Consider the following 18,873-nt stretch of genomic DNA (forward strand, 5'->3'; position numbering starts at 1 on the left):
CTCCGCCCCGGCTCAGCTCGAGGGGCCGAACCGCTCGGTGCGGATGGCGCCCGAGTCGTGCCCCTTCGCGAGGAGGATGCCCGCCGCCGCCTCGACGAACCCCGACGGCCCGCACACGTACACGCGGGGCGGCACGGGCGTCGCGTCGGCGGCCGGCAGGTCCTCGGGCCGCAGCCGGCCCGGCGCCCGCTCGTCGTCGGGCAGGCCGGCGCGGCTGGAGAGCCGGTCGACCCGCAACCCCGGCGTCGTGCGCGCGAGGGCGAAGAGCTCGTTCGTGTAGAAGACGTGGTCCGGGGTGCGCGCCGAGTACACGAGGTGGAACGGTGTCGCCGCCCCGGAGCGGACCTTCTGCCGGACCATCGCCATGAGCGGGACGACCCCGGAGCCGCCGGCGACGAGGAGCACCGGCTCGGGCATGGACTCGGTCCACCGGAACCAGCCGCCGATCGGCCCGCGGACCTCGAGCTCGTCGCCGGCCCGCGCCTCGCCGACGAGCCACGGCGAGACCTCCCCCTCGCCGACGAGCTGCACGGTGAGGACGAGCCGGCCGGCCTCCGGGGCCGACGCGACGGAGTAGGTGCGCGTCGCCGTGTAGCCGTCGTCGGCGGTGAGCCGCACGTCGACGTGCTGGCCGGCGTCGTGCCCCGGCCAGCCCCGCACGTCGAGGACGACGGTGCGGGCGGTGCGCGTCTCGAGCCAGGCGTCCTCGACCGTGGCGCGGTACCAGGGCATCGGCTCGGGCGGGGAGGACCAGACGGTGGTCACCGACGCACCGGCCTCAGTCGCCGACGTAGCGCTGCTCGCGCCACGGGTCGCCGTACGCGTGGTAGCCGAGCCGCTCCCAGAACCCGGGGTGGTCCTCGCGGCGCAGCTCCAGGCCGCTCAGCCACTTGGCCGACTTCCAGAGGTAGAGGTGCGGCACGAGCAGGCGCACCGGGCCGCCGTGCTCGGGGGTGAGCGGCGCACCGTCGTAGCCGACGGCGACCCAGCCGCGGCCGTCGCGCAGGTCGGCGAGCGGGAGGTTCGTCGTGTAGCCGCCCTCCGCGTGGACGAGGACGAAGGCGGCGTCCGTCTCCGCCGCGCCGACGGCCTCGAGCACCGCGTCGACCGACACCGCCCGCCACGTGGTGTCGAGCTTGCTCCACTTCGTCACGCAGTGGATGTCGGTCGTCAGGTCCTGCACCGGCAGGGCCATGAGGTCGGACCAACCGAGGGTCGTCACCTCGCCGTCCGGCGTCGAGACGTCGAGCCGCCAGTCCTCCTGCCGCACCCGCGGGGTCGGACCCGCGGAGAGCACCGGGAAGTCGCGCTCGAGGTACTGGCCGGGCGGGATGCGGGGGTCGCGGCCCTGGCGGCGGCCGACGAAGCCTCGGGTGACGATGTCCACCGCCCCATTGTCCCCGGGACACGTGACGGAGCAGACACTGTGACCCCGCAGACCTCTGGCCGCCGCCCCCTGCCGGTCCCTCCTAGCGTGGGTCCTGGAGCCACGGGCTCCCGCTCGTGGCCGGACGGGAGTCGAGGACGACATGGCACGGACGTACGTGGTGACGGGGGCGGCATCGGGGATCGGGCAGGCGCTGGCGACCCTGCTCAGGCGGCAGGGGCACCGCGTCATCGGGGTCGACGTGCGCTCCGGCGACGTCGTCGCCGACCTCTCGACGCGGCGGGGCCGCGAGGACGCCGTCGACGGTGTGCTCGACGAGTCCGGCGGTCGGATCGACGGCGTCGTCGCCAACGCGGGACTGGCCCTGCCCGTCGCGCAGACCGTCGCGGTGAACTACTTCGGCGCGGTCGGGTTCCTCGACGGCCTGCGGCCCGCACTCGCGGCCTCGTCCCGGGCCCCCCGGGCGGTCGTCACCTCCTCGATGGCCACGCTCATGCCGGTGCACCCACCGCTCGTCGAGGCCTGCCTCGACGGCGACGAGGACCGGGCCATGTCCATCGCCGCCGACCTCGAGGCGATGGGTCCCGACGTCGGGGCCCTGCTCTACCCGTCGAGCAAGCGGGCGCTCTCGCGGTGGGTGCGCCGGATGGCCGGCCGGCCGCAGTGGGCCGGTGCGGGCATCCCGCTCAACGCCGTCGGGCCGGGGATCGTGCGCACCCCGATGACCGCCGAGATGACCGCCACCGAGGAGGGCCGGGCCGGGCTCGCGTCGGTCGTCCCGATGCCGCTGAACGGCTACCTCGAGGCCGAGCAGGTCGCCTCGCTGCTCGCGTGGCTGGTCTCCGAGGAGAACACCCACGTCTGCGGCCAGACCGTCTACGTCGACGGTGGGTCGGACGTCGTGCTCCGCGGTGACGACGTGTGGTCGTGGCACGACACCCCGGTGCCGGTGACGACGGCCCACGACACGGTCACCGGCCAGCCCGCCTCGGTCTAGCCCGGCCACGTACTCCCCCGGGGGTGGCGACGATGCCTCCCCCGGGGTGACGCGCGTGCGGGTCGGTCCGGCGCACCGTGGGTGGACCACCCGAAGGGAGCCCACCGTGCGCGTCAGCCTGTCCGTCACGAACGTCACCTGGTCGCCCGACCCGGCCGACCTCGCCCGCCGGCTCGGCGAGGTCGCCGAGGCCGCCGACCACTCCGGCCTCGACACGCTCTGGGTCAACGACCACCTGCTCCAGGCCGACCCGGGCGCCGCCGAGCACGAGCGCGACATGCTCGAGGTCTACACGACCCTCGGCTGGCTCGCCGCGCGGACCGGCCGCATCCGGCTGGGCGCCCTGGTCAGCCCGGTGACCTATCGGGAGCCGGCCCTCCTGCTCAAGGCGGTCGCCTCGCTGGACGTCCTGTCCGGCGGGCGTGCCTGGCTCGGGGTCGGCGCCGGCTACCCCGGGGAGGCCGAGCGGATGGGGCTGCCGATGCCGCCGACGGCGGAGCGGTTCGACCGGCTCGAGGAGCTGCTCGAGCTCGCCGGGCGGATGCGCCGGGGCGACACGAGCCCCTTCGCGGGCCGCCACCACCACCTCGCGGCCCCCGAGTGGCGGCCGCTGCCGCTCCGGCCGGGCGGCGTGCCCGTGCTGGTCGGCGGGATGGGTCCGCGGCACACGCTCCGCCTCGTCGCGCGGTACGGCGCCGCGTGCAACCTCTTCGACCTGCCCGACGGCGGGGCGACGGTCCGCACCCGCCTCGAGGTGCTCCGGGCCCACTGCGAGCGCCTCGGGCGCGACCCCGGGGAGGTCGACACCACGCTGAGCCTGCGGATGCGCCCCGGGGAGGAGCCCGCCGCACTGGCCGAGCGGATGGCCACGGCCGCCGGCTGGGGCATCCGGCACGCGGTGGTCATCCGGCGGGGGCCGTGGACCCCCGGGTCGGTCGCCGTGCTCGCGGAGACCGCCGAACGCGTCCGGGACCTGTGAGGCGCCGAGCAGAGTCGACGTCCCGATTTGGGGTCCGGAGGGTTGTCGTGGCTATCGTGGCCGAGATGTCCGCCCACGGACGGAGAGACCCGTGACCTGCCCCGAGTGCGGAGCGGTGGTCCACCCCTCGGACCGCTTCTGCTCCATCTGCGGCACCCCCCTGCCGCCCCCGGACGAGGCCGACGACCCCGGCACCGACCGCGCGGACGCGCCGACGGAGGCCGTCGAGCAGCCCTCGCCCGCCCCCGCGCCGCTCTTCCCCGACTCGGGCGAGGACGCACGGGAGTGGGACGACACCCCCACGGCCGCGTACCGCGCGCCCGAGACCTACGCCGAGGAGTCCCTCCGGGCGGGCTCGGCAGCGGGCCCGGTCCCGGGCGACGACGACCGCGCCGACACCTCGGAGCTGGGGGGCCTGCTCCCGCTCAGCGCCTACCCCGACGTCCACCGCCCCGGCGGGGGCTACCCGGAGCGCGAGGAGGGGTGGGCCGGTGAGGAGCCGGCGCGCCCGGCGTCCCGTCGCGGCTGCCTCGGGATGGTCGCGCTCGGGCTGGTCGGGCTGCTGATGCTCGCCGGCCTCATCTGGTTCTTCGGCAGTGGCGACGACTCCGGGTCCGGCACCGCGGGGTCGCAGTCCCAGGGCGCCTCCGCCGGCTCGGCCGGCCCGAGCGGCTCGCTGCCGTCCGGCGACTCCTCGGGCGGCCCCCAGCCGACCCAGCGCGCCGCGACGGCCAAGAAGTGCGGCGCCGCCGACGGCGCCACCGCGTGGAGCGGCAACGACGTCACGTCGTGCGACTTCGCGGTGGCCACCGCACAGGCCCTCATGGCCTCGAGCGAGGACCTGCCGGCGACCATCACGGCGCGCTCTCCCGTGACGAAGAAGGACTACGAGATGACGTGCGAGAACACGCTCCCCGTCGTCTGTCGCGGCGGCAACAACGCGCTCGTCTACGTCGACGTCCCTCGCTGACCGAGGTCCGCGCCGGGAGGACGGGACACGCGTCCCCACACAGGATCCTCACAACGTGCGACCGGTCGGGCCGTTACGGTGAGGACCGTGGAGCCCGTCGTGCGCGTCGAGCACCTCACCAAGGACTACGGTGCGGTGCTCGCCCTCGACGCCCTGACCCTCGAGGTCGGTGAGGGCACGACCGGCCTCGTCGGGGCCAACGGCGCGGGCAAGTCGACGCTGCTCAAGATCCTCCTCGGCCTGGTCCCCGCGACCGGCGGCCGGGCCGAGGTGCTCGGCCACGACGTCGTCACCGAGGGCCCCGAGGTGCGCGCGAAGGTCGGCTACCTGCCCGAGCACGACTGCCTCCCACCGGACGTCAGCGCGAGCGACTTCGTCGTCCACATGGCGATGATGTCCGGCCTGCCGCGCGTGGCGGCGCGCGAGCGCGCCGCCGAGGTGCTGCGCCACGTCGGGCTGGCCGAGGAGCGGTACCGACCGATGGGCGGCTACTCGACCGGGATGAAGCAGAAGGCCAAGCTCGCCCAGGCCCTCGCCCACGACCCCCGGCTGGTCCTCCTCGACGAACCGACCAACGGCCTCGACCCCGCCGCCCGCGACGAGATGCTCGGGCTGGTCCGGCGGATCGGCCACGACTTCGGCATCGCCGTCATCGTCACCTCCCACCTCCTCGGCGAGCTCGAGCGGGTCAGCGACCACGTCGTCGTCCTCGACGGCGGCCGGCTCCTGCGGGCCTCGCGCACCGACGAGTTCCTCGACGCCACGGGCGCGCTGCTCGTCGAGGTGCTCGGCGACGACGCCCAGGCCCGGATGGCCTCCGCCCTCGCGACCGCGGGGGTCCCGGCCACCGTGCGCGGCTCGATGCTCTCCGTCGACGCCGCCTCCGGCACCCGCGACGTGCGGGACGTCATCCGCGACACCGCGAGCGACCTCGGCCTCGGGCTGGTCCGGATCCAGGCCGACCACCGCCACCTCGAGGACGTCTTCGCCGACGCGGAGCCCGAGCCCACCGCCGGCCGACCGGCGGGGCGGGGTGCCGAGCACGTCGGGCGGCACCGCGGCGCCGAGGAGGTGTCCGATGTCCGACCCGAGTGAGGCGACGCCGCAGGGCCGCAGCGTCATCCACGACCTCGGCTACCGCCCGTACACCGGCCAGCGGCTCGGCGCGGGGGCCATCGCGCGCTCGCTCGTCGTCACCGGCTTCCGCAACGCCTTCGGGCTCGGGCGCTCCGGCCGGTCCAAGGTGCTGCCCTTCGTCCTCCTCGGGCTCAACCTCCTGCCCGCCCTCATCGTCGGTGGCGTCATGGCCTTCGGCGGGCTCGACCGGCTCCCGATCGGCTACGCCGAGTACGCCTCGACGACGCAGGTCCTGCTCGGGGTCTTCGTCGCCTCCCAGGCCCCGGTGCTCTTCTCGCGCGACCTGCGGCACGGGACGATCGCGCTCTACCTCGCCCGGCCGCTGCGGTCCGGTGCCTACGCGCTCGCCCGGTGGGCGTCGCTGCTCGCCGCGACGCTCATGTTCCTCGTCCTGCCCATCGTCATCCTCTACGCGGTCGCGCTGCTCACCGAGCTCGACGTCTCCGACCAGACCCGGGAGGCCGGGATCGCCCTCGGGCTGGCCGTCCTGCTCGCCCTGTCGCTGGCCGGCGTCTCCGGCGTCATCGCGTCGTGGTCGACCCGGCGCGGGTTCGCCGTCGTCGCCACCATCGCGCTCCTCGTCGTCGCCAACGGCATCGTCACCGTCGTCCAGGGCATCTCCGGCGAGGAGGGCGGGCGCCCGGTCGTCGGCGAGGTGGCCGGCCTGTTCTCCCCGTACTCCCTCTACCGGGGGCTGATGGCCGCCTGGACCGACGCGGACGCACCCACGCCACCGAGCACGACGGGGATGGAGCTCGCGTACGTCGGTGTGCTCGTGGCCCTCTCGGCGGTCTGCGTGGGGCTCCTCGTCGCGCGCTACCGGCGGGAGGCGACGTCGTGAGCGAGCTCGTCCTCGACCAGGCGTCCCGCTGGTACGGCAACGTCGTCGCCGTCAACGGCATCTCGATGACGGTGCGCCCCGGCATCACCGGTCTCCTCGGCCCCAACGGCGCCGGCAAGACAACCCTCATCGCGATGATGTCGGGCTTCCTCGCACCGTCCGCGGGGACGGTGACCCTCGACGGGACGACGGTCTGGCGCACCACCTCCGTCTACCGCGACATCGGGCTGGTGCCGGAGCGCGAGGTGAGCTTCGGCTACCTCACCGGGCGCCAGTTCGTCCTGGCCAACGCCGAGCTGCACGGCCTTCCCGACCCCGGCGCGGCCACCGAGCGCGTGCTCGAGGTCGTCGACATGGTCGACCCCGCCGCCCGCCGCATCGGCACGTACTCGAAGGGAATGCGCCAGCGGGTCAAGCTCGCCTCGGCCCTCGTCCACGACCCCGCGGTCCTGCTCCTCGGCGAGCCGTTCAACGGCGTCGACCCGCGCCAGCGCCTGCACCTCATGGCGCTGCTGCGACGGATGGGCGCCGAGGGTCGCACCGTCCTCTTCAGCTCGCACATCCTCGAGGAGGTCGAGCAGGTCGCACGGCAGATCGAGGTCGTCGTCTCCGGGCGGCACGCGGCCTCCGGCGAGTTCGGCGAGATCCGGCGGCTGATGACCGACCGCCCGGTGCAGTACGTCGTCGCGGCCGACGACGACCGCCGGCTCGCCGCGGTCCTCATCGCCGAGCCGTCGGTCGTCGCGGTGTCGCTGCGCCCCGAGGGCGGGGTCGCCGTCTCGGTCTCCGACTTCGGGTCGTTCGCGGTGCGGCTGCCCCGCATCGCGCGCGACGAGGGTCTGCGCATCCTCGAGCTGGCGCCCACCGACGACTCCCTCGAGAGCGTCTTCTCGTACCTGGTCGGGGGCTGAGCCGGTGAACCGCACCATCTTCCGTCTCTCGGCCCAAGCCGTCGCCGGGCGCCGACGCGGGCTGGTCCTCCTGCTCATCCCGGTCGCGCTGCTCGTCCTCGCCGTCGTCATCCGGCTGCTGACCGAGGGCGACGTCGGGGTCGACGCGACGGTCGGCCTCGGCTTCAGCCTCGCCCTGCCGCTCGTGTCGCTGCTCGCGGCGACGGCGGTCCTCGGGCCGGAGGTCGACGACGGCTCGATCGTCTACCTGCTCGCAAAACCGGTGAGCCGGCACGTCATCGCGGTGAGCAAGTTCGCCGCCGCGTGGCTCACCACGATGCTGCTCGGAGCGGTGCCGCTGGCCGTGGCTCCGTTCGTCCTCGACGCCTCCGACCCGGCGCGCGCGGTCGCCCTCGGCGTCGGGGGCGCGGTGGCCGGCACCGCCTACACGGCGCTCTTCCTCGGGCTGGCCGCGCTGACCCGGCACGCGGTCGTCGTCGGGCTGCTCTACACGCTGTTCTGGGAGGGCGTCCTCGGGTCGGTCCTCACCGGCGTCCGCTGGCTCTCGGTCGGCGCCTGGGGCCACCAGGTCGCGCACGCCCTGAGCAGCGCGGTGAGCGACCTGCGAATCTCGGGCGGGTACGCGGTGGTCGCCGCCGTCGTCGTCACCGTCGGCACGGTGTGGTTCACCGGCGACCGGCTGCGCTCCTTCACCCTCCGCGGCGACGAGTAGCCGGCGTGCGGGCGTCCGGGGCGGACGCCGTCGTCAGCCCAGGGCGGTGAAGGCGTCGTACACCATGAAGGCGGGCCAGAAGACGCCCTCGACCAGCGCCCAGACGTGCGGCCAGAAGCCGGCCGACGCCTCCTGCCAGAACCAGACCCACGCCCCGAACATCCCGAGCCCGTAGATCGCCTGCCCGGCCACGGGATCCGCACGTCGTGCCATCGTCCGCTCCTCTCCTCGAGCCATCGTCGGTCTCCTCTCAGTGACCGGGCGCCGCGGGCTCGCGGAGCGCCCGGTGGTCCCGTTCCACGGCGCTCAGCGGCAGCACGACGAGCAGGAGGGCCGCCACGAGGAGCGAGCCGGCCAGGACGAGCAGTCCCGTCCCGAGCGCGCCGAGGGTCGGCAGCTCGGCCCCGGCGGTGACGGTGGCGTCGATCCCCCGGCTGCCGTCGGCGTTCATGAGCACGACCGTCCAGTCCCCCGCGCGGGGCGTCACGGTCAGGGTCTGCGTTCCGCTCCCGGAGACCGAGTCCGTCCAGACGCCGGCGTCCGCGGGCGCGGCGCCCGGTGCGGAACCGGGGTGGCTGCGGAGGACCGCCTGTCCGTCGCGCGCGCCGGTGAGGGTCGCGGACGCGACGCCGTCGAGGTAGCCGGCCACCTCGTCGGCCCGGCCCACGCCGAGGAAGACCGGCGTGTCACCGGCCGCCGTCGCCGTCAGCCGCACGTCACCGGTGACCCGGTCGGGGGCCAACCTCGCCGAGCCCCCCGTCCGCAGGGTCAGGTCGACCGAGGTGACGGCGTAGCCCCCCGAGGAGAGCACCACCGACGGGGCGGACACGAAGCCGGACCCGTCGCGGCCGGTGCGGTCGACCACCAGCAGCGCGGCGCCGCCGAGCGCGGTGCCGAGCGTCGTGAGCGCGACGACGGCGCCGGCGACGACGGACACGACCCGCCCTGGGGACCATCCGCGGGGCGCGGGACGGGCCGGCGCGCCGGCCCCCGTCGCGTGCGTGACGGGAGGCGCGGAGCGGCCGGGGGCGTACGTCGCGACGAGGCCGTCGTCCTCCCCCTGGTCGAGACGGAACGGGGGGTAGGCGTCGGTCATCAGGCCGGCGTACGCCGCGACCCGCAGCACCCACCGGTTGAGGCCGAGGACGAGGTCGAACAGCGCCTGGGGGTAGCGACCGGTGAAGAGCAGCAGCACCGCGGCCACGCACACGAGCAGCGGGATGAGCCCGACGTAGCCGGTGCGGTTCCCGGCGTCCGCGAGGGCGTAGGTGCCGCCGACGAGCACCCCGACGACGAGGTAGTGCGGGATGGCGAGCAGCCACCACTTGACCCAGACGAGACCCCGCGAGAGGTGCTCGGGGTACTCGACCTCGAGGTGCGCCGGGTAGTCCGCGACGTCGTGCAGCGTGAAGGGCGGGTAGCGGTCGGTCCCGAGGGCCGAGTACCCGTAGCAGGCCACCCGCCAGTGCCAGCGCAGGACGCCGACGTTGAAGTCGAAGATGCTCCGCGGGTAGCGCCCGGTCACCGCGATCGCGACGAAGGCGACGACGCTGAGGACCACGAAGGCCGCCCAGAGGAACGCGAGGACCACGTAGTGCGGGATGGCGAGGACCCACTTGACGAGCCACAACCAACGGCTCACGGGGGTGTCGAGGTGGGCACGGACGTGCACCGGGTACGTCGTCATCACGGACCTCCGAGGGTCACCCGCCCGCGCGGTCTGCGCCGGCGCTCACGGAGCGGCGACGTCCTGCGGCCGAGTGCTCCGCAGTCTCATCCCACCGCCGTTCACCCCGGCCACGCCAGTGACAGGTGTCCCGCCGTGCGACCGTGGCCCGCTCCTGACCCGAGGTGGCGGGGCCGCGGTCTCAGTCGATGATCTCGGAACGCGCCGGGTGCTCGGGCGCGGGCACGTCCGCCTGCGCCTCGGTGAAGGCCGAGACGACGTAGGGGTTGCCCTCCATGAGGTCGGCGACGACGGAGGCGACCCACGGCTCCGGCATCGGCGGGACACCGGCGTCGGCGAGCCGCCGAACCAGCGTGTCGGTCACCAGGGCCGCGTCGGCGTGCGGGCCCTCGTCGGCCAGGGCGTCGACGACCCGCTGGACGGCGAGGTCGCGGTCGCGCCGCTCGACGAGGCGCTCGTCGTCGGTGGCGTCCATGGTGGTCCTCTCGGTCGGGGTTGCTGACCATCCGACGGTACGTCGGCGGCCGACCTCCGCGGGGTACTGGCGTCGTCCCGGTCGCCCGGGCGTCACGGGTGGGCCGGGCGTCAGCGGACGACGACGCCCGTCACGTCCGCGCTCGGGAGTGGCCCGGAGTCCGTGCGCCAGCGGGCCGTCCCGCCGGGCAGGTGACGGCGCACGAACTCGTCGTACGGCACGGGCTCGCCGACGAGGTAGCCCTGCGCGTGGTCGACCCCGAGCTGGCGGACCACCTCGAGCACCCCGAGCTCCGAGACGAACTCGGCGACGGTCTGCTTCCCGAGGTCGTGCGCGATGCCGACGATCGAGGCGAGGATGGCGCGGTCGACCGAGGACCGGTCGCACTCGGCGACGAACTCGCCGTCGACCTTGACGATGTCGAACGGCAGGTGCTTGAGGTAGTAGAACGACCCGAAGCCGGCACCGAAGTCGTCGATGGCGACGCGCACGCCGTGCTCGGCGAGCCGCAGCGCGAAGGCGCGGGCGGCGGGGACGTCGGCCACGGCCGCCGTCTCGGTGGCCTCCACGACGAGGGTCTGCGGACGGACCGCGTGCGCCGCGAGGGCCTCGACGAGCTCCTGCTCCACCCGCGCGTCGCCGATGGAGTGCGCGGAGAGGTTGAGCTCGACGGTGAAGTCGGGCTCGTGCTCCTGGAGGCGGGCGAGCAGCGCGACGGCGTGCCGGACCACCCATCGGTCGAGCGCGGGGGCGAGGCCGGTGCGCTCGGCGACCCGGACGAACCGCCCGGGAGAGAGCGGCGGGCCGTCGTCGACGAGGCGGAGCAGGGCCTCCGCGCCGGTGATCCGGTCGGTCTCGAGGTGCAGGAGCGGCTGGAGGTAGAGCTCGAAGCGGTCGTTCTCGAGGGCCGACTCGATCCGGCCCTTGACCTCGAGACGGGCGCCGGTGCGCGACTGCGTCGAGGTGGAGGCGAGGATCGCGTACTGGTCGCGGCCGGCCTCCTTCGCGTCGTAGAGCAGCATGTCGGCGAGCGCGAAGAGGTCGATGCCCTGCTCGGCCGCGTCCGCGAAGGTCGCGACGCCGACGCTGGCGGTCACCCGGCGGCGCACGCCCTCGAGGGTCGCCGCGTAGTCGCGGACGGCGTCGACGATGTTCTCGGCGACCCGCCGGGCGGCCGCGGGGTCGGACTCGGTGAGCACGACGGCGAACTCGTCGCCGCCGACCCGGGCGACGTGGTCGCTCGAGCGCAGCGACCGCTCGAGGAGGCGTGCGATGCCGACGAGCAGCTCGTCGCCGACGGCGTGCCCCATCGTGTCGTTGACCTCCTTGAAATTGTCGAGGTCGACGAGGAGGACCGCGCCCGGGAGGTCGAAGAGCGAGGAGCGCCGGACCAGTGCGTCGAGCACCTCGTCGAAGCGCCGGCGGTTGAGCAGGCCGGTCAGCGGGTCGTGGTCGGCGAGGTAGGTGAGCCGCTCCTCGTAGCGCCGCTGCTCGGAGAAGTCGACGACGTTGACGAGGATGACGTCCGGCGAGGCGTCCGGAGCCCAGAGCACCCGGCTGGTCAGCGAGACGTGCGACTCCTTCCCGCGCGGCCCGACGATCGTCCAGTCGCCGACGAGCAGGCTGCCCGGCGCCTCCATCGTCCGCTCGAGGTGGCGGACCATCTTCTCGCGGTACTCCGGGGAGAGGTCGGCGAAGTGGCCGCCGACGACGCCGCGCGCGGAGCGACCGGCGAGCCCGGCGAGCGCGTCGTTGACCTGGAGCACCCGTCCGTCGAGGGCGAGGACGGCGACACCGTGCGGAGCGTCGCTGATGAGGCGTTCGGTGCGCTCGCGCTCGGCGCGGAGGGCGTCGAGCCGGTCCTGCTCCTCGGTGACATCGCGCACGACGAGGACGACCCGCTCCGGAGGCCCGGGCGTCTCCTCGTTGAGGGGGACGGCGTCGATGGAGACCGTGCGCAGCTCGTCGAGCTGGACGTCCCGGAGCCGGGCGACCAGGCCGCGCACGCGTTGACCGTCGAAGGCACGCTCGACGGGGTGCTGGTGGGCGGGCAGTGGCCGGTCACCGACGAGGAACGGGGCGACGTCCTCGAGGGACGGCGGCCCGGCGTCGGGGTCGTCGTCGTGGGCCATCCACTGCAGGGCGGCGTCGTTGTGGAGCAGCACGACCCCCGCGCGGTCGACGACGAGGACACCGTCGGGGATGGTCGCCGCGATGACCTCGAGGTCGGCCGCCTTGGCCCGGGCGCTGCGCGCGACGGCGGCGATCTCGTGGACGAGCAGGCCGCGCTCCCACTGGACGGTCGCGACGACGACGGCCAGGGCCACGGCCATCGCCATGAAGGACTGGACGACGAGCGAGAGCGACCGGGGATCGGCGAGCTCGCCGAACGGGTTGCCGCCGTAGCGCGTCACGAGCACGAGGGCGCCGAACGCGACGAGCAGCCCGTGCGCGGCGGCCAGCGGCAGCGGCAGCCGGAGCCCGGCCCAGACGATGACGACGAAGAGTGCGAAGGCCAGCGGCAGCGGGCGGTCCGGGCCGAAGACCACCCAGAGCAGCGCCGCGGCGACGAGGAAGGCCGGCAGCGCCTCGAGCAGCTTGCGCCGGGTCACGAGGTGCGCCGTGTCGCGGATGGCCAGGCCCGGCACCGCGACGACGACGACGGCGGCGAAGTTGCGCACGACCCACGCGAGGACGGCCTCTCGAGTGACCGGCGTGCCGTTGATGCCGAGGCCCGCCATGCCGAGGACGGCGCTGACGAGCGTCGCGCCGAGGCCGGCCACGAGGAAGCGGGAGAAGTCCTCGAGCCGCGTCAGCGCGTTCGTGGTGGCCCGGCTCGCGCTCTGGTGCCGCTGCCACGACAGGAGCCCACGGCAGCCGATGACGAGGGCCGCGTTGGCCAGGCCGAGCAGGACCGCGCCGGCCGGCGCGACGCCGGTCAGCGCGTTGCCGAGCCCCGCGACCACACCGACGACCCCGCCGGCGACGAGGACCTCGCGGCGGCGCTCGGCGAGGACGCCCCAGAGCGCCGCGACCCCGCCCGCGGGCCAGAACAGCGCGAGGCCGGTGTCCGGCTGCACGGTGTGACGGCCGACGGCGATGGACACGACGAAGGCGACGAGGAACGTCGCCGTTCTCACGAGCATCTGCGGTCCTGGGGTCGACGGAACGATGGGGGGTCGCTGAGGATCATCCGACAGCCATCCTCCCGGCGCGAGCGGGGGATGCGGAACCGGCCGTTAGGCCGCCCGGGGTCGGCCGGACGGCCCACCGTACGCCGGTCGGCCGGGGCCACCGGTCGACGGCGCCAGGTCGCGCCGTCGCCCGGCGCGCGGGGACCGTCGCCCGTCGCGCGTGACCGCCGCATCGGGCGGGTAGGACCCGGGCGTCCGGTCCCCCACCGCCGAGGAGCCCCCGTGCCCGACCCGTCCTCCCCTCCGCCGCCGACCACGGCGCCCGGCTGGCCGAGCGAGCTCGTCCTCGTCCGGCACGGCGAGAGCGTCGGCAACCTCGCCGCCGCCGAGGCCGGCGCCCGGGGCCTCGGACGGCTCGACCTCGACTACCGCGACCCCGACACCCCGCTGTCGGACACCGGGCTCGACCAGGCCCGAGCGCTCGGTCGGGCCCTCGCCGGCCGCCCGCCCGAGCGGCGCCCCGAGGTCGTCCTCGCCTCCCCGTACGCGCGAGCGCTCACCACGGCCCGCTGCGGCCTCGAGCCAATCGCCTCCGCACCACCCGTGACGCCCGACGAGCGGGCCCGCGAGCGCGACCTCGGCCTCTTCGACGGGCTCACCGGCAGCGGGATCCGGGAGCTGCACCCCGAGGAGGCGGAGCGCCGCGACGCGATGGGCAAGTTCTACTACCGGCCGCCGGGCGGCGAGAGCTGGGTCGACGTCGTCCTGCGCGTGCGCAGCCTGCTGCGCGACCTGCGCACCGAGCACCCCGGGCGCCGGGTGTGGGTGTTCACCCACCAGGCGGTGATCATGTCCTTCCGCTACGTCCTCGAGTCGATGACCGAGGAGGAGCTCCTCGCCGCGGACCACGGCACCCCGCTCGCCAACTGCTCGCTCACCACCTACCGCGGCGGACCGCACGGACCGCGGCTGGAGGCGTACGGGTCGGTCGAGCACCTCGAGGAGGGCGGCTCCGCCCCGACGACGCACGAGGACGCACCCCCCGCCGAGGGCGAGCCGGCCCGGCCGGGAGGCGGTGAGGTCGATGGCTGAGGACACGCCCACCGTCGTCACCCCGGTCGTGCTGCGGGACTGGCGCCTGCCCGACCCCTCGGGCAGCAAGGACAGCAAAGGTCGTCTCCTGGTCGTGGGGGGCTGCGCCGGCAACCCCGGAGCCGTCCTCCTCGCCGCCGAGGCGGCGTTGCGGGTCGGCGCGGGCAAGGTGCAGGTCGCGACGGTCGAGTCCACCGCGGGCCGGCTCGCCGTCGCCGTGCCCGAGGCCTTCGTCCTGGGGCTGGCGCAGGACGGTGACGAGATCGCCGCCTCCGCCGCCGCGCGCATCGCCGAGCAGGCGTCGGGCGTCGACGCCGTCCTCCTCGGCCCGGGGATCGGTGACCCCGGGGCGGCCCTCGCGCTCCTCGAGGCGCTCGTCCCGCAGCTGGAGGTGCCGGTCGTCGTCGATGCCGTGGGCACCGCCTTCCTCACCGAGCACGCCGACGGCCTCGGCACCCTCGCGTCGGGGTCCGTCGTCACGCCGAACACGGAGGAGCTGGCGCTCGTCCTCGGCGCGGACGACGAGGAGGTCGGAGCCGACGTCCTCGGGTCGTGCCGGCGGATGGTCGAGGCCACGGGTGCCACGGTGCTCGCCGGGTCGGCGGTCACCTTCGCCGTCGAGCCCGGTGGGGAGTGCTGGCGGCTCGAGCAGGGCGCGCCGGGAGCGGCCGCGTCCGGCTCGGGCGACGTCAAGGCCGGCGCCGTCGCCGGGTTGCTCGCCCGCGGGGCCGAGCCGGCGCAGGCCGCGGTCTGGGCCGCCTACGTCCACGCCGGCGCCGGCGAGCGGCTCACGTCCGAGGTCGGACGGGTCGGCATCCTCGCCCGCGACCTCGTGAGCCGGCTGCCCCGCATCCTCGACGAGCTCGAAGTCTGAGCCGCCCGGAGGCGACCCACCTCGTCGTCCGTCCCCGAGACGCCCGGACGGAAGCGCCGTCCGCGGGTCACGCCAGGCGGGTCGCGACCTGCCGGGCCAGCACCTCGAGGAGGTGGGCCGCGTCCGCGATGCACCGGCCGACGTCGGGCTCGAGGTCGGTCAGGGCGTAGGCCGCCGAGATGCCCATGGCCGACAGCGCGGCGTCGTCGAGCGAGCGTCGCCCGCACACCGCGACGACCTCGCAGCCCGCCGCCGCGGCCATCGCCGCGACGCCCGCGGGCGCCTTGCCCGCCGCCGTCTGCGCGTCGAGCGACCCCTCGCCCGTCACGACGAGTCCGGCACCGTCCAGCCGGGCGGCGAGTCCGACCAGCTCGAGCACGAGGTCGATGCCGGGCCGCAGGTGGGCGCCCAGGCCGGCGAGGGCGGCGTACCCGACCCCGCCGGCGGCACCGGCCCCGGGGGTCGCGCGGTGGTCGGTCCCCGTCGACCGGTCAAGGAGGTCGGCCCAGTGGGTCAGGGCGTCGTCGGCGCGGCTCACGTCGGCCGGCGAGAGGCCCTTCTGGGGGCCGTAGACGGCGGCGGCGCCGCGCGGCCCGAGGAGCGGGTTGTCGACGTCGCACGCCACGACGACCTCCGCGTCGGGGAGCGCCGGGTGCAGCGTCGAGAGGTCGAGGCCGGCGACCTGCCCGAGCCGGGCGCCGGGCTCGACGACCCGGCCGTCGCGGTCGAGCAACCGGGCGCCCAGGCCCGCGAGCAGGCCCGCCCCACCGTCACTGCTGGCACTGCCACCGATGCCGAGGACGACGTGGCGGCACCCGGCGTCCAGTGCGGCGGAGAGAACCTCTCCCGCCCCGCGGCTGCTCGACGCCCAGGGCGCGAGCCGCCCGCCGGGCAGCCGCGCGAGACCGCACGCGTCGGCCAGCTCGACCACGGCCCGGTCCCCGCGCCGCGCGAAGGCGGTCTCGACGGGGGCGCCGGTCGGGCCGGTGGCGACGACCGGCACCAGCTCGTACCCTCCGGCCGCAGCGGCCGCCAGCGTCCCGTCGCCGCCGTCGGCCACGGGGACGACCCGCACCTCCAGGCCGGGACGGACCGCCCGGAGGCCCCGACGGACCGCCTCCCCGACCTCGGCGGAGGTCAGCGAGCCCTTGAACTTGTCGGCGGCGACGACGACCGCGGGCAGGGCGGCGTCCGGGCTCATCGGCCGAGCACCCGGGACGCGGCGGCCGGGGCCGCCCCGGCGCTCCGGGCCGCCTCCTGGGGTGTCGTCACCATCACGGCCCTCTCCTCGTCGGACGACCGGAGTCGTCGGCCGGTGGTGACAGTCTGAGGGTGCCATCGCGCACTGCGCCACCGCCCGGTGCCACTCGACCTCCTCCGAGCGCGCGTTCCACCCCCGGAGCTCGTCGCGGTCCGGGCGTGACAGGCCCGCCGGCGCTGGGTAGCACCTCGGGGACACGGCATCCACACCCCGAGGAGAGGAGACCTTCGTGAAGGACCTGCACGTCGGCTACGCCGTGGTCGGTGCACTCGCCGTCGTCCTGGCGGCCCTGTCGAGCAAGATCCGGCAGCTGCCGTTCAGCGAGCCGCTGCTCGCCCTCGTCGTGGGGGTGGTCGTCGGGCCGGAGGTGCTCGGTTGGATCAGGGTGCCGGAGGGAGACCGTTCGTCGCTCGTGCTGGAGGGCGGTCGCGCGCTGCTGGCCGTCTCGCTCATCGGGGTCGCCCTGCGCTTCCCCGTGCGCAGGCTGCGGGCCGTGCTCTCGCCCACCGTCGCGCTCGTCACGGTGGGGATGCTCGGGATGGCCGCGCTCTCCGCCGGGCTGGCGTGGTTGACCCTCGGGGTGCCGCTGTCGCTCGCGCTGCTCGTCGGTGCGTGCATCTCGCCCACCGACCCCGTCCTCGCCTCGAGCGTCGTCACCGGGAAGCCGGCCGAGAAGCACCTGCCGACCCGGCTGCGCCAGCTGCTCTCGATGGAGTCGGGCACCAACGACGGGCTCGCCCTGCCGCTCGTCCTCGTGGGCATCGCCGTCGTCGTCGGTGACACCGTCGGCTCCTCCCTGCGGGACGGCGCCTACCAGATCGGGGTCGGGGTCCTCGTCGGGCTCGTCGTCGGCGCGCTGGCCGGCCGCGCGGTCAGCTACGCCCTCAGCCGCTCCGACGTCGACCCCGGCTCCTCGCTCGTCTTCACGCTCGTGCTGGCGTTCGCGGTCCTCGGCATCACCCGCGTGCTCCAGGCGGACGGCGTGCTCTCGGTCTTCGTCGCCGGTCTCGCCTACAACTACGTCGTCGCCGAGGACGAGGTGGGACCGCAGAACACCATCGACGAGGGCATCAACCGCTACCTCGTCCTGCCGCTGTTCCTCGTTCTCGGCGTGGAGCTGCCGTGGTCGGAGTGGGGCGAGTTCGGGTGGGGGGCGGTCCTGCTGCCACTTGGTGTGCTGGTGCTGCGGCGGCTCCCCGTCGTCCTCGCGCTCGCCCGTCCGCTCGGGCTGAGGTGGCGTGACGCGGTCTTCCTCGGGTGGTTCGGCCCGATCGGTGTCAGTGCCCTGTTCTACCTGACCTTCAGCGAGGACGAAGGCGTCCTCGACCCGCGGCTCTGGGCGGCCGGCAGCCTCGTCGTCGCGGCCAGCACCGTGGTGCACGGCGTGACCTCTGCGCCGGGCCGCCTGCTCTACCGGCGCGTCGCCGGGGAGCCCGGGGACTGACCCGCACGCACCCGGTCAGGGCGTCTCGTCCGGGCTGCCGTCCCCGTCCGGTTCGGCGTTCTGGTGCACGGCCTGCCAGTCCTCGGCGTCGGCCCACTGCGCGTCGCACACGAGGCACCGCAGCGCCCGGCGGGTGCCGGGCGCCGGGTCGTCCTGTGGGCGGGGCAGATGGACCGTCGTGAGCTTGGTCGCGCCGCACGCGGGGCAGGTCGTCATCCACGCGTCCATCGCTCGATCGTCGCACCCCGGGGCGACTCGGGGGCCGGGAGGCACGGACGGGTCCCGCCGAGGCACGCGTCCGGCGTCCCGGCTCAGCCGAGCGGCGAGGAGGGGCCGACGGCCAGCCAGGTGAGGATGGCGACGTTGGCCAGCACGGTGGCCCAGAAGATGCTCACGAAGGGCTGCTTCGTCGTCTTGTGCCGGAACCAGCGGCTGGCGACGAGCGCGCCGGGCCATCCGCCGAGCACGGCGACGGCGTGGAGCATCGACTCCGACACCCGCCACGCGTTCCGCTGGGCGGCGGACTTGTCCGCGCGGTACAGCTCGAACGACACCGCGCTGAGCACGACCGTCGGGACCGGCAGCAGCGGGTTCGCGTGGCCGAGGACCACGAGGCTGACGAGCCATCCGAGGAAGACGCCCACGACGACGAGGGCCGCGCGCAGGCCGCGGGGCGCGCGCGCCGGACGGGCCGGCTCGACGTAACGGACGTGGGAGGCACGCGGGCGGTTCTGGGCGTCGGGGTGCTCGACGTAGCTGACGGCGTCGCCGACGGCAGGGCGTCTCTCGGCCGGAAAGGCCGTGATGTGGACGAAGATCCGTGCACCGGGCACCTCGGGCGCGATGAACCCGAAGCCGCGGTCGTCGTTCCACTCGTCCACCGTGCCCCGCTGGCGCATCGCACCTCCTGCCCTCGTCGCCCGACCCGTTCGACCGGTCGGACCGGTCCGACGCCACGATATGCCGGGCGGC

At 75.1% G+C, this 18,873-nt stretch carries 19 protein-coding genes; 10 read left to right on the top strand and 9 right to left on the bottom strand.

The window, feature by feature from the left end:
• Positions 1-12: 12 nt before the first annotated feature.
• A complete protein-coding gene (locus tag PKA89_RS16435) occupies positions 13-765 on the bottom strand; it encodes a ferredoxin reductase (protein ID WP_324421261.1) in 753 nt (250 codons plus the stop codon).
• A gap of 13 nt (positions 766-778) precedes the next feature.
• Entirely contained in the window at positions 779-1,387 is a 609-nt protein-coding gene (locus PKA89_RS16440) for a sulfite oxidase-like oxidoreductase (protein ID WP_324421262.1), read from the bottom strand.
• A gap of 142 nt (positions 1,388-1,529) precedes the next feature.
• Between PKA89_RS16440 and PKA89_RS16445 the strand changes: the two genes are divergently transcribed.
• The 7 genes from PKA89_RS16445 to PKA89_RS16475 all read left to right on the top strand — a co-directional run bounded on the left by PKA89_RS16445 (position 1,530) and on the right by PKA89_RS16475 (position 7,934).
• The gene (locus PKA89_RS16445) at positions 1,530-2,384 is read left to right on the top strand and encodes an SDR family oxidoreductase (protein WP_324421263.1); all 855 of its coding nucleotides are present in this window, start codon (positions 1,530-1,532) and stop codon (positions 2,382-2,384) included.
• A 106-nt stretch (positions 2,385-2,490) separates the two neighbouring features.
• Entirely contained in the window at positions 2,491-3,363 is an 873-nt protein-coding gene (locus tag PKA89_RS16450; RefSeq protein ID WP_324421264.1) for an LLM class flavin-dependent oxidoreductase, read from the top strand.
• A 91-nt stretch (positions 3,364-3,454) separates the two neighbouring features.
• Complete coding sequence (locus PKA89_RS16455; RefSeq protein WP_324421265.1) at positions 3,455-4,333, top strand: zinc ribbon domain-containing protein; 879 nt, start codon at positions 3,455-3,457, stop codon at positions 4,331-4,333.
• A gap of 87 nt (positions 4,334-4,420) precedes the next feature.
• Positions 4,421-5,428 carry an ABC transporter ATP-binding protein gene (locus tag PKA89_RS16460; protein WP_324421266.1) on the top strand — a complete coding sequence of 336 codons (1,008 nt, stop codon included), beginning with the start codon at positions 4,421-4,423 and terminating at the stop codon, positions 5,426-5,428.
• Positions 5,412-6,311: a hypothetical protein gene (locus tag PKA89_RS16465; protein WP_324421267.1), complete on the top strand. Its 900-nt coding sequence runs from the start codon at positions 5,412-5,414 to the stop codon at positions 6,309-6,311. Before PKA89_RS16460 ends, PKA89_RS16465 begins: the two co-directional genes overlap by 17 nt.
• The gene (locus tag PKA89_RS16470) at positions 6,308-7,222 is read left to right on the top strand and encodes an ABC transporter ATP-binding protein (protein ID WP_324421268.1); all 915 of its coding nucleotides are present in this window, start codon (positions 6,308-6,310) and stop codon (positions 7,220-7,222) included. The genes PKA89_RS16465 and PKA89_RS16470 overlap by 4 nt, the downstream gene beginning before the upstream one ends.
• Before the next feature lie 4 nt (positions 7,223-7,226).
• Positions 7,227-7,934, top strand: a complete 708-nt coding sequence (locus PKA89_RS16475; protein ID WP_324421269.1) for an ABC transporter permease — start codon at positions 7,227-7,229, stop codon at positions 7,932-7,934.
• Positions 7,935-7,967: 33 nt separating this feature from the next.
• Here PKA89_RS16475 and PKA89_RS16480 read toward each other — a convergent pair whose 3' ends face one another.
• The 4 genes from PKA89_RS16480 to PKA89_RS16495 all read right to left on the bottom strand — a co-directional run bounded on the left by PKA89_RS16480 (position 7,968) and on the right by PKA89_RS16495 (position 13,242).
• Positions 7,968-8,147 (bottom strand): hypothetical protein, encoded by a 180-nt coding sequence (locus tag PKA89_RS16480; RefSeq protein WP_324421270.1) that lies wholly within the window; start codon positions 8,145-8,147, stop codon positions 7,968-7,970.
• A 37-nt stretch (positions 8,148-8,184) separates the two neighbouring features.
• On the bottom strand, positions 8,185-9,621 hold the full coding sequence (locus tag PKA89_RS16485; RefSeq protein ID WP_324421271.1) for a DUF4389 domain-containing protein: 1,437 nt from the start codon (positions 9,619-9,621) through the stop codon (positions 8,185-8,187).
• A gap of 181 nt (positions 9,622-9,802) precedes the next feature.
• On the bottom strand, positions 9,803-10,096 hold the full coding sequence (locus tag PKA89_RS16490) for a hypothetical protein (RefSeq protein WP_324421272.1): 294 nt from the start codon (positions 10,094-10,096) through the stop codon (positions 9,803-9,805).
• Positions 10,097-10,206: 110 nt separating this feature from the next.
• Positions 10,207-13,242, bottom strand: a complete 3,036-nt coding sequence (locus tag PKA89_RS16495; protein WP_324421273.1) for an EAL domain-containing protein — start codon at positions 13,240-13,242, stop codon at positions 10,207-10,209.
• A gap of 270 nt (positions 13,243-13,512) precedes the next feature.
• Here PKA89_RS16495 and PKA89_RS16500 point away from each other — a divergent pair, with 270 nt between their 5' ends.
• On the top strand, positions 13,513-14,322 hold the full coding sequence (locus PKA89_RS16500) for a histidine phosphatase family protein (protein ID WP_324421274.1): 810 nt from the start codon (positions 13,513-13,515) through the stop codon (positions 14,320-14,322).
• Complete coding sequence (locus PKA89_RS16505; RefSeq protein ID WP_324421276.1) at positions 14,315-15,196, top strand: NAD(P)H-hydrate dehydratase; 882 nt, start codon at positions 14,315-14,317, stop codon at positions 15,194-15,196. Before PKA89_RS16500 ends, PKA89_RS16505 begins: the two co-directional genes overlap by 8 nt.
• 67 nt (positions 15,197-15,263) lie before the next feature.
• Here the strand turns inward: PKA89_RS16505 and PKA89_RS16510 are convergent, their stop codons facing one another.
• Positions 15,264-16,397, bottom strand: a complete 1,134-nt coding sequence (locus PKA89_RS16510) for a glycerate kinase (RefSeq protein WP_324421278.1) — start codon at positions 16,395-16,397, stop codon at positions 15,264-15,266.
• 289 nt (positions 16,398-16,686) lie between these two features.
• Between PKA89_RS16510 and PKA89_RS16515 the strand changes: the two genes are divergently transcribed.
• On the top strand, positions 16,687-17,901 hold the full coding sequence (locus PKA89_RS16515) for a cation:proton antiporter (RefSeq protein WP_324421280.1): 1,215 nt from the start codon (positions 16,687-16,689) through the stop codon (positions 17,899-17,901).
• 15 nt (positions 17,902-17,916) lie between these two features.
• Here the strand turns inward: PKA89_RS16515 and PKA89_RS16520 are convergent, their stop codons facing one another.
• Together PKA89_RS16520 and PKA89_RS16525 are read right to left on the bottom strand one after the other, a co-directional pair.
• On the bottom strand, positions 17,917-18,129 hold the full coding sequence (locus tag PKA89_RS16520; protein ID WP_324421282.1) for a hypothetical protein: 213 nt from the start codon (positions 18,127-18,129) through the stop codon (positions 17,917-17,919).
• 83 nt (positions 18,130-18,212) lie between these two features.
• Positions 18,213-18,800: a cold shock and DUF1294 domain-containing protein gene (locus PKA89_RS16525; protein WP_324421284.1), complete on the bottom strand. Its 588-nt coding sequence runs from the start codon at positions 18,798-18,800 to the stop codon at positions 18,213-18,215.
• Positions 18,801-18,873 lie beyond the last annotated feature (73 nt).

The organism is Phycicoccus sp. (genome assembly GCF_035325325.1).
Classification (GTDB): domain Bacteria; phylum Actinomycetota; class Actinomycetes; order Actinomycetales; family Dermatophilaceae; genus Phycicoccus.

Bases quoted from the DNA above. Each gene is read 5' to 3' on its own strand.
- PKA89_RS16445 (WP_324421263.1), top strand. From the start codon at position 1,530: ATGGCACGGACGTACGTGGTGACGGGGGCGGCATCGGGGATCGGGCAG.
- PKA89_RS16465 (WP_324421267.1), top strand. From the start codon at position 5,412: ATGTCCGACCCGAGTGAGGCGACGCCGCAGGGCCGCAGCGTCATCCAC.
- PKA89_RS16480 (WP_324421270.1), bottom strand. From the start codon at position 8,147: ATGGCACGACGTGCGGATCCCGTGGCCGGGCAGGCGATCTACGGGCTC.
- PKA89_RS16485 (WP_324421271.1), bottom strand. From the start codon at position 9,621: ATGACGACGTACCCGGTGCACGTCCGTGCCCACCTCGACACCCCCGTG.
- PKA89_RS16490 (WP_324421272.1), bottom strand. From the start codon at position 10,096: ATGGACGCCACCGACGACGAGCGCCTCGTCGAGCGGCGCGACCGCGAC.
- PKA89_RS16495 (WP_324421273.1), bottom strand. From the start codon at position 13,242: ATGCTCGTGAGAACGGCGACGTTCCTCGTCGCCTTCGTCGTGTCCATC.
- PKA89_RS16505 (WP_324421276.1), top strand. From the start codon at position 14,315: ATGGCTGAGGACACGCCCACCGTCGTCACCCCGGTCGTGCTGCGGGAC.
- PKA89_RS16510 (WP_324421278.1), bottom strand. From the start codon at position 16,397: ATGAGCCCGGACGCCGCCCTGCCCGCGGTCGTCGTCGCCGCCGACAAG.
- PKA89_RS16520 (WP_324421282.1), bottom strand. From the start codon at position 18,129: ATGGACGCGTGGATGACGACCTGCCCCGCGTGCGGCGCGACCAAGCTC.
- PKA89_RS16525 (WP_324421284.1), bottom strand. From the start codon at position 18,800: ATGCGCCAGCGGGGCACGGTGGACGAGTGGAACGACGACCGCGGCTTC.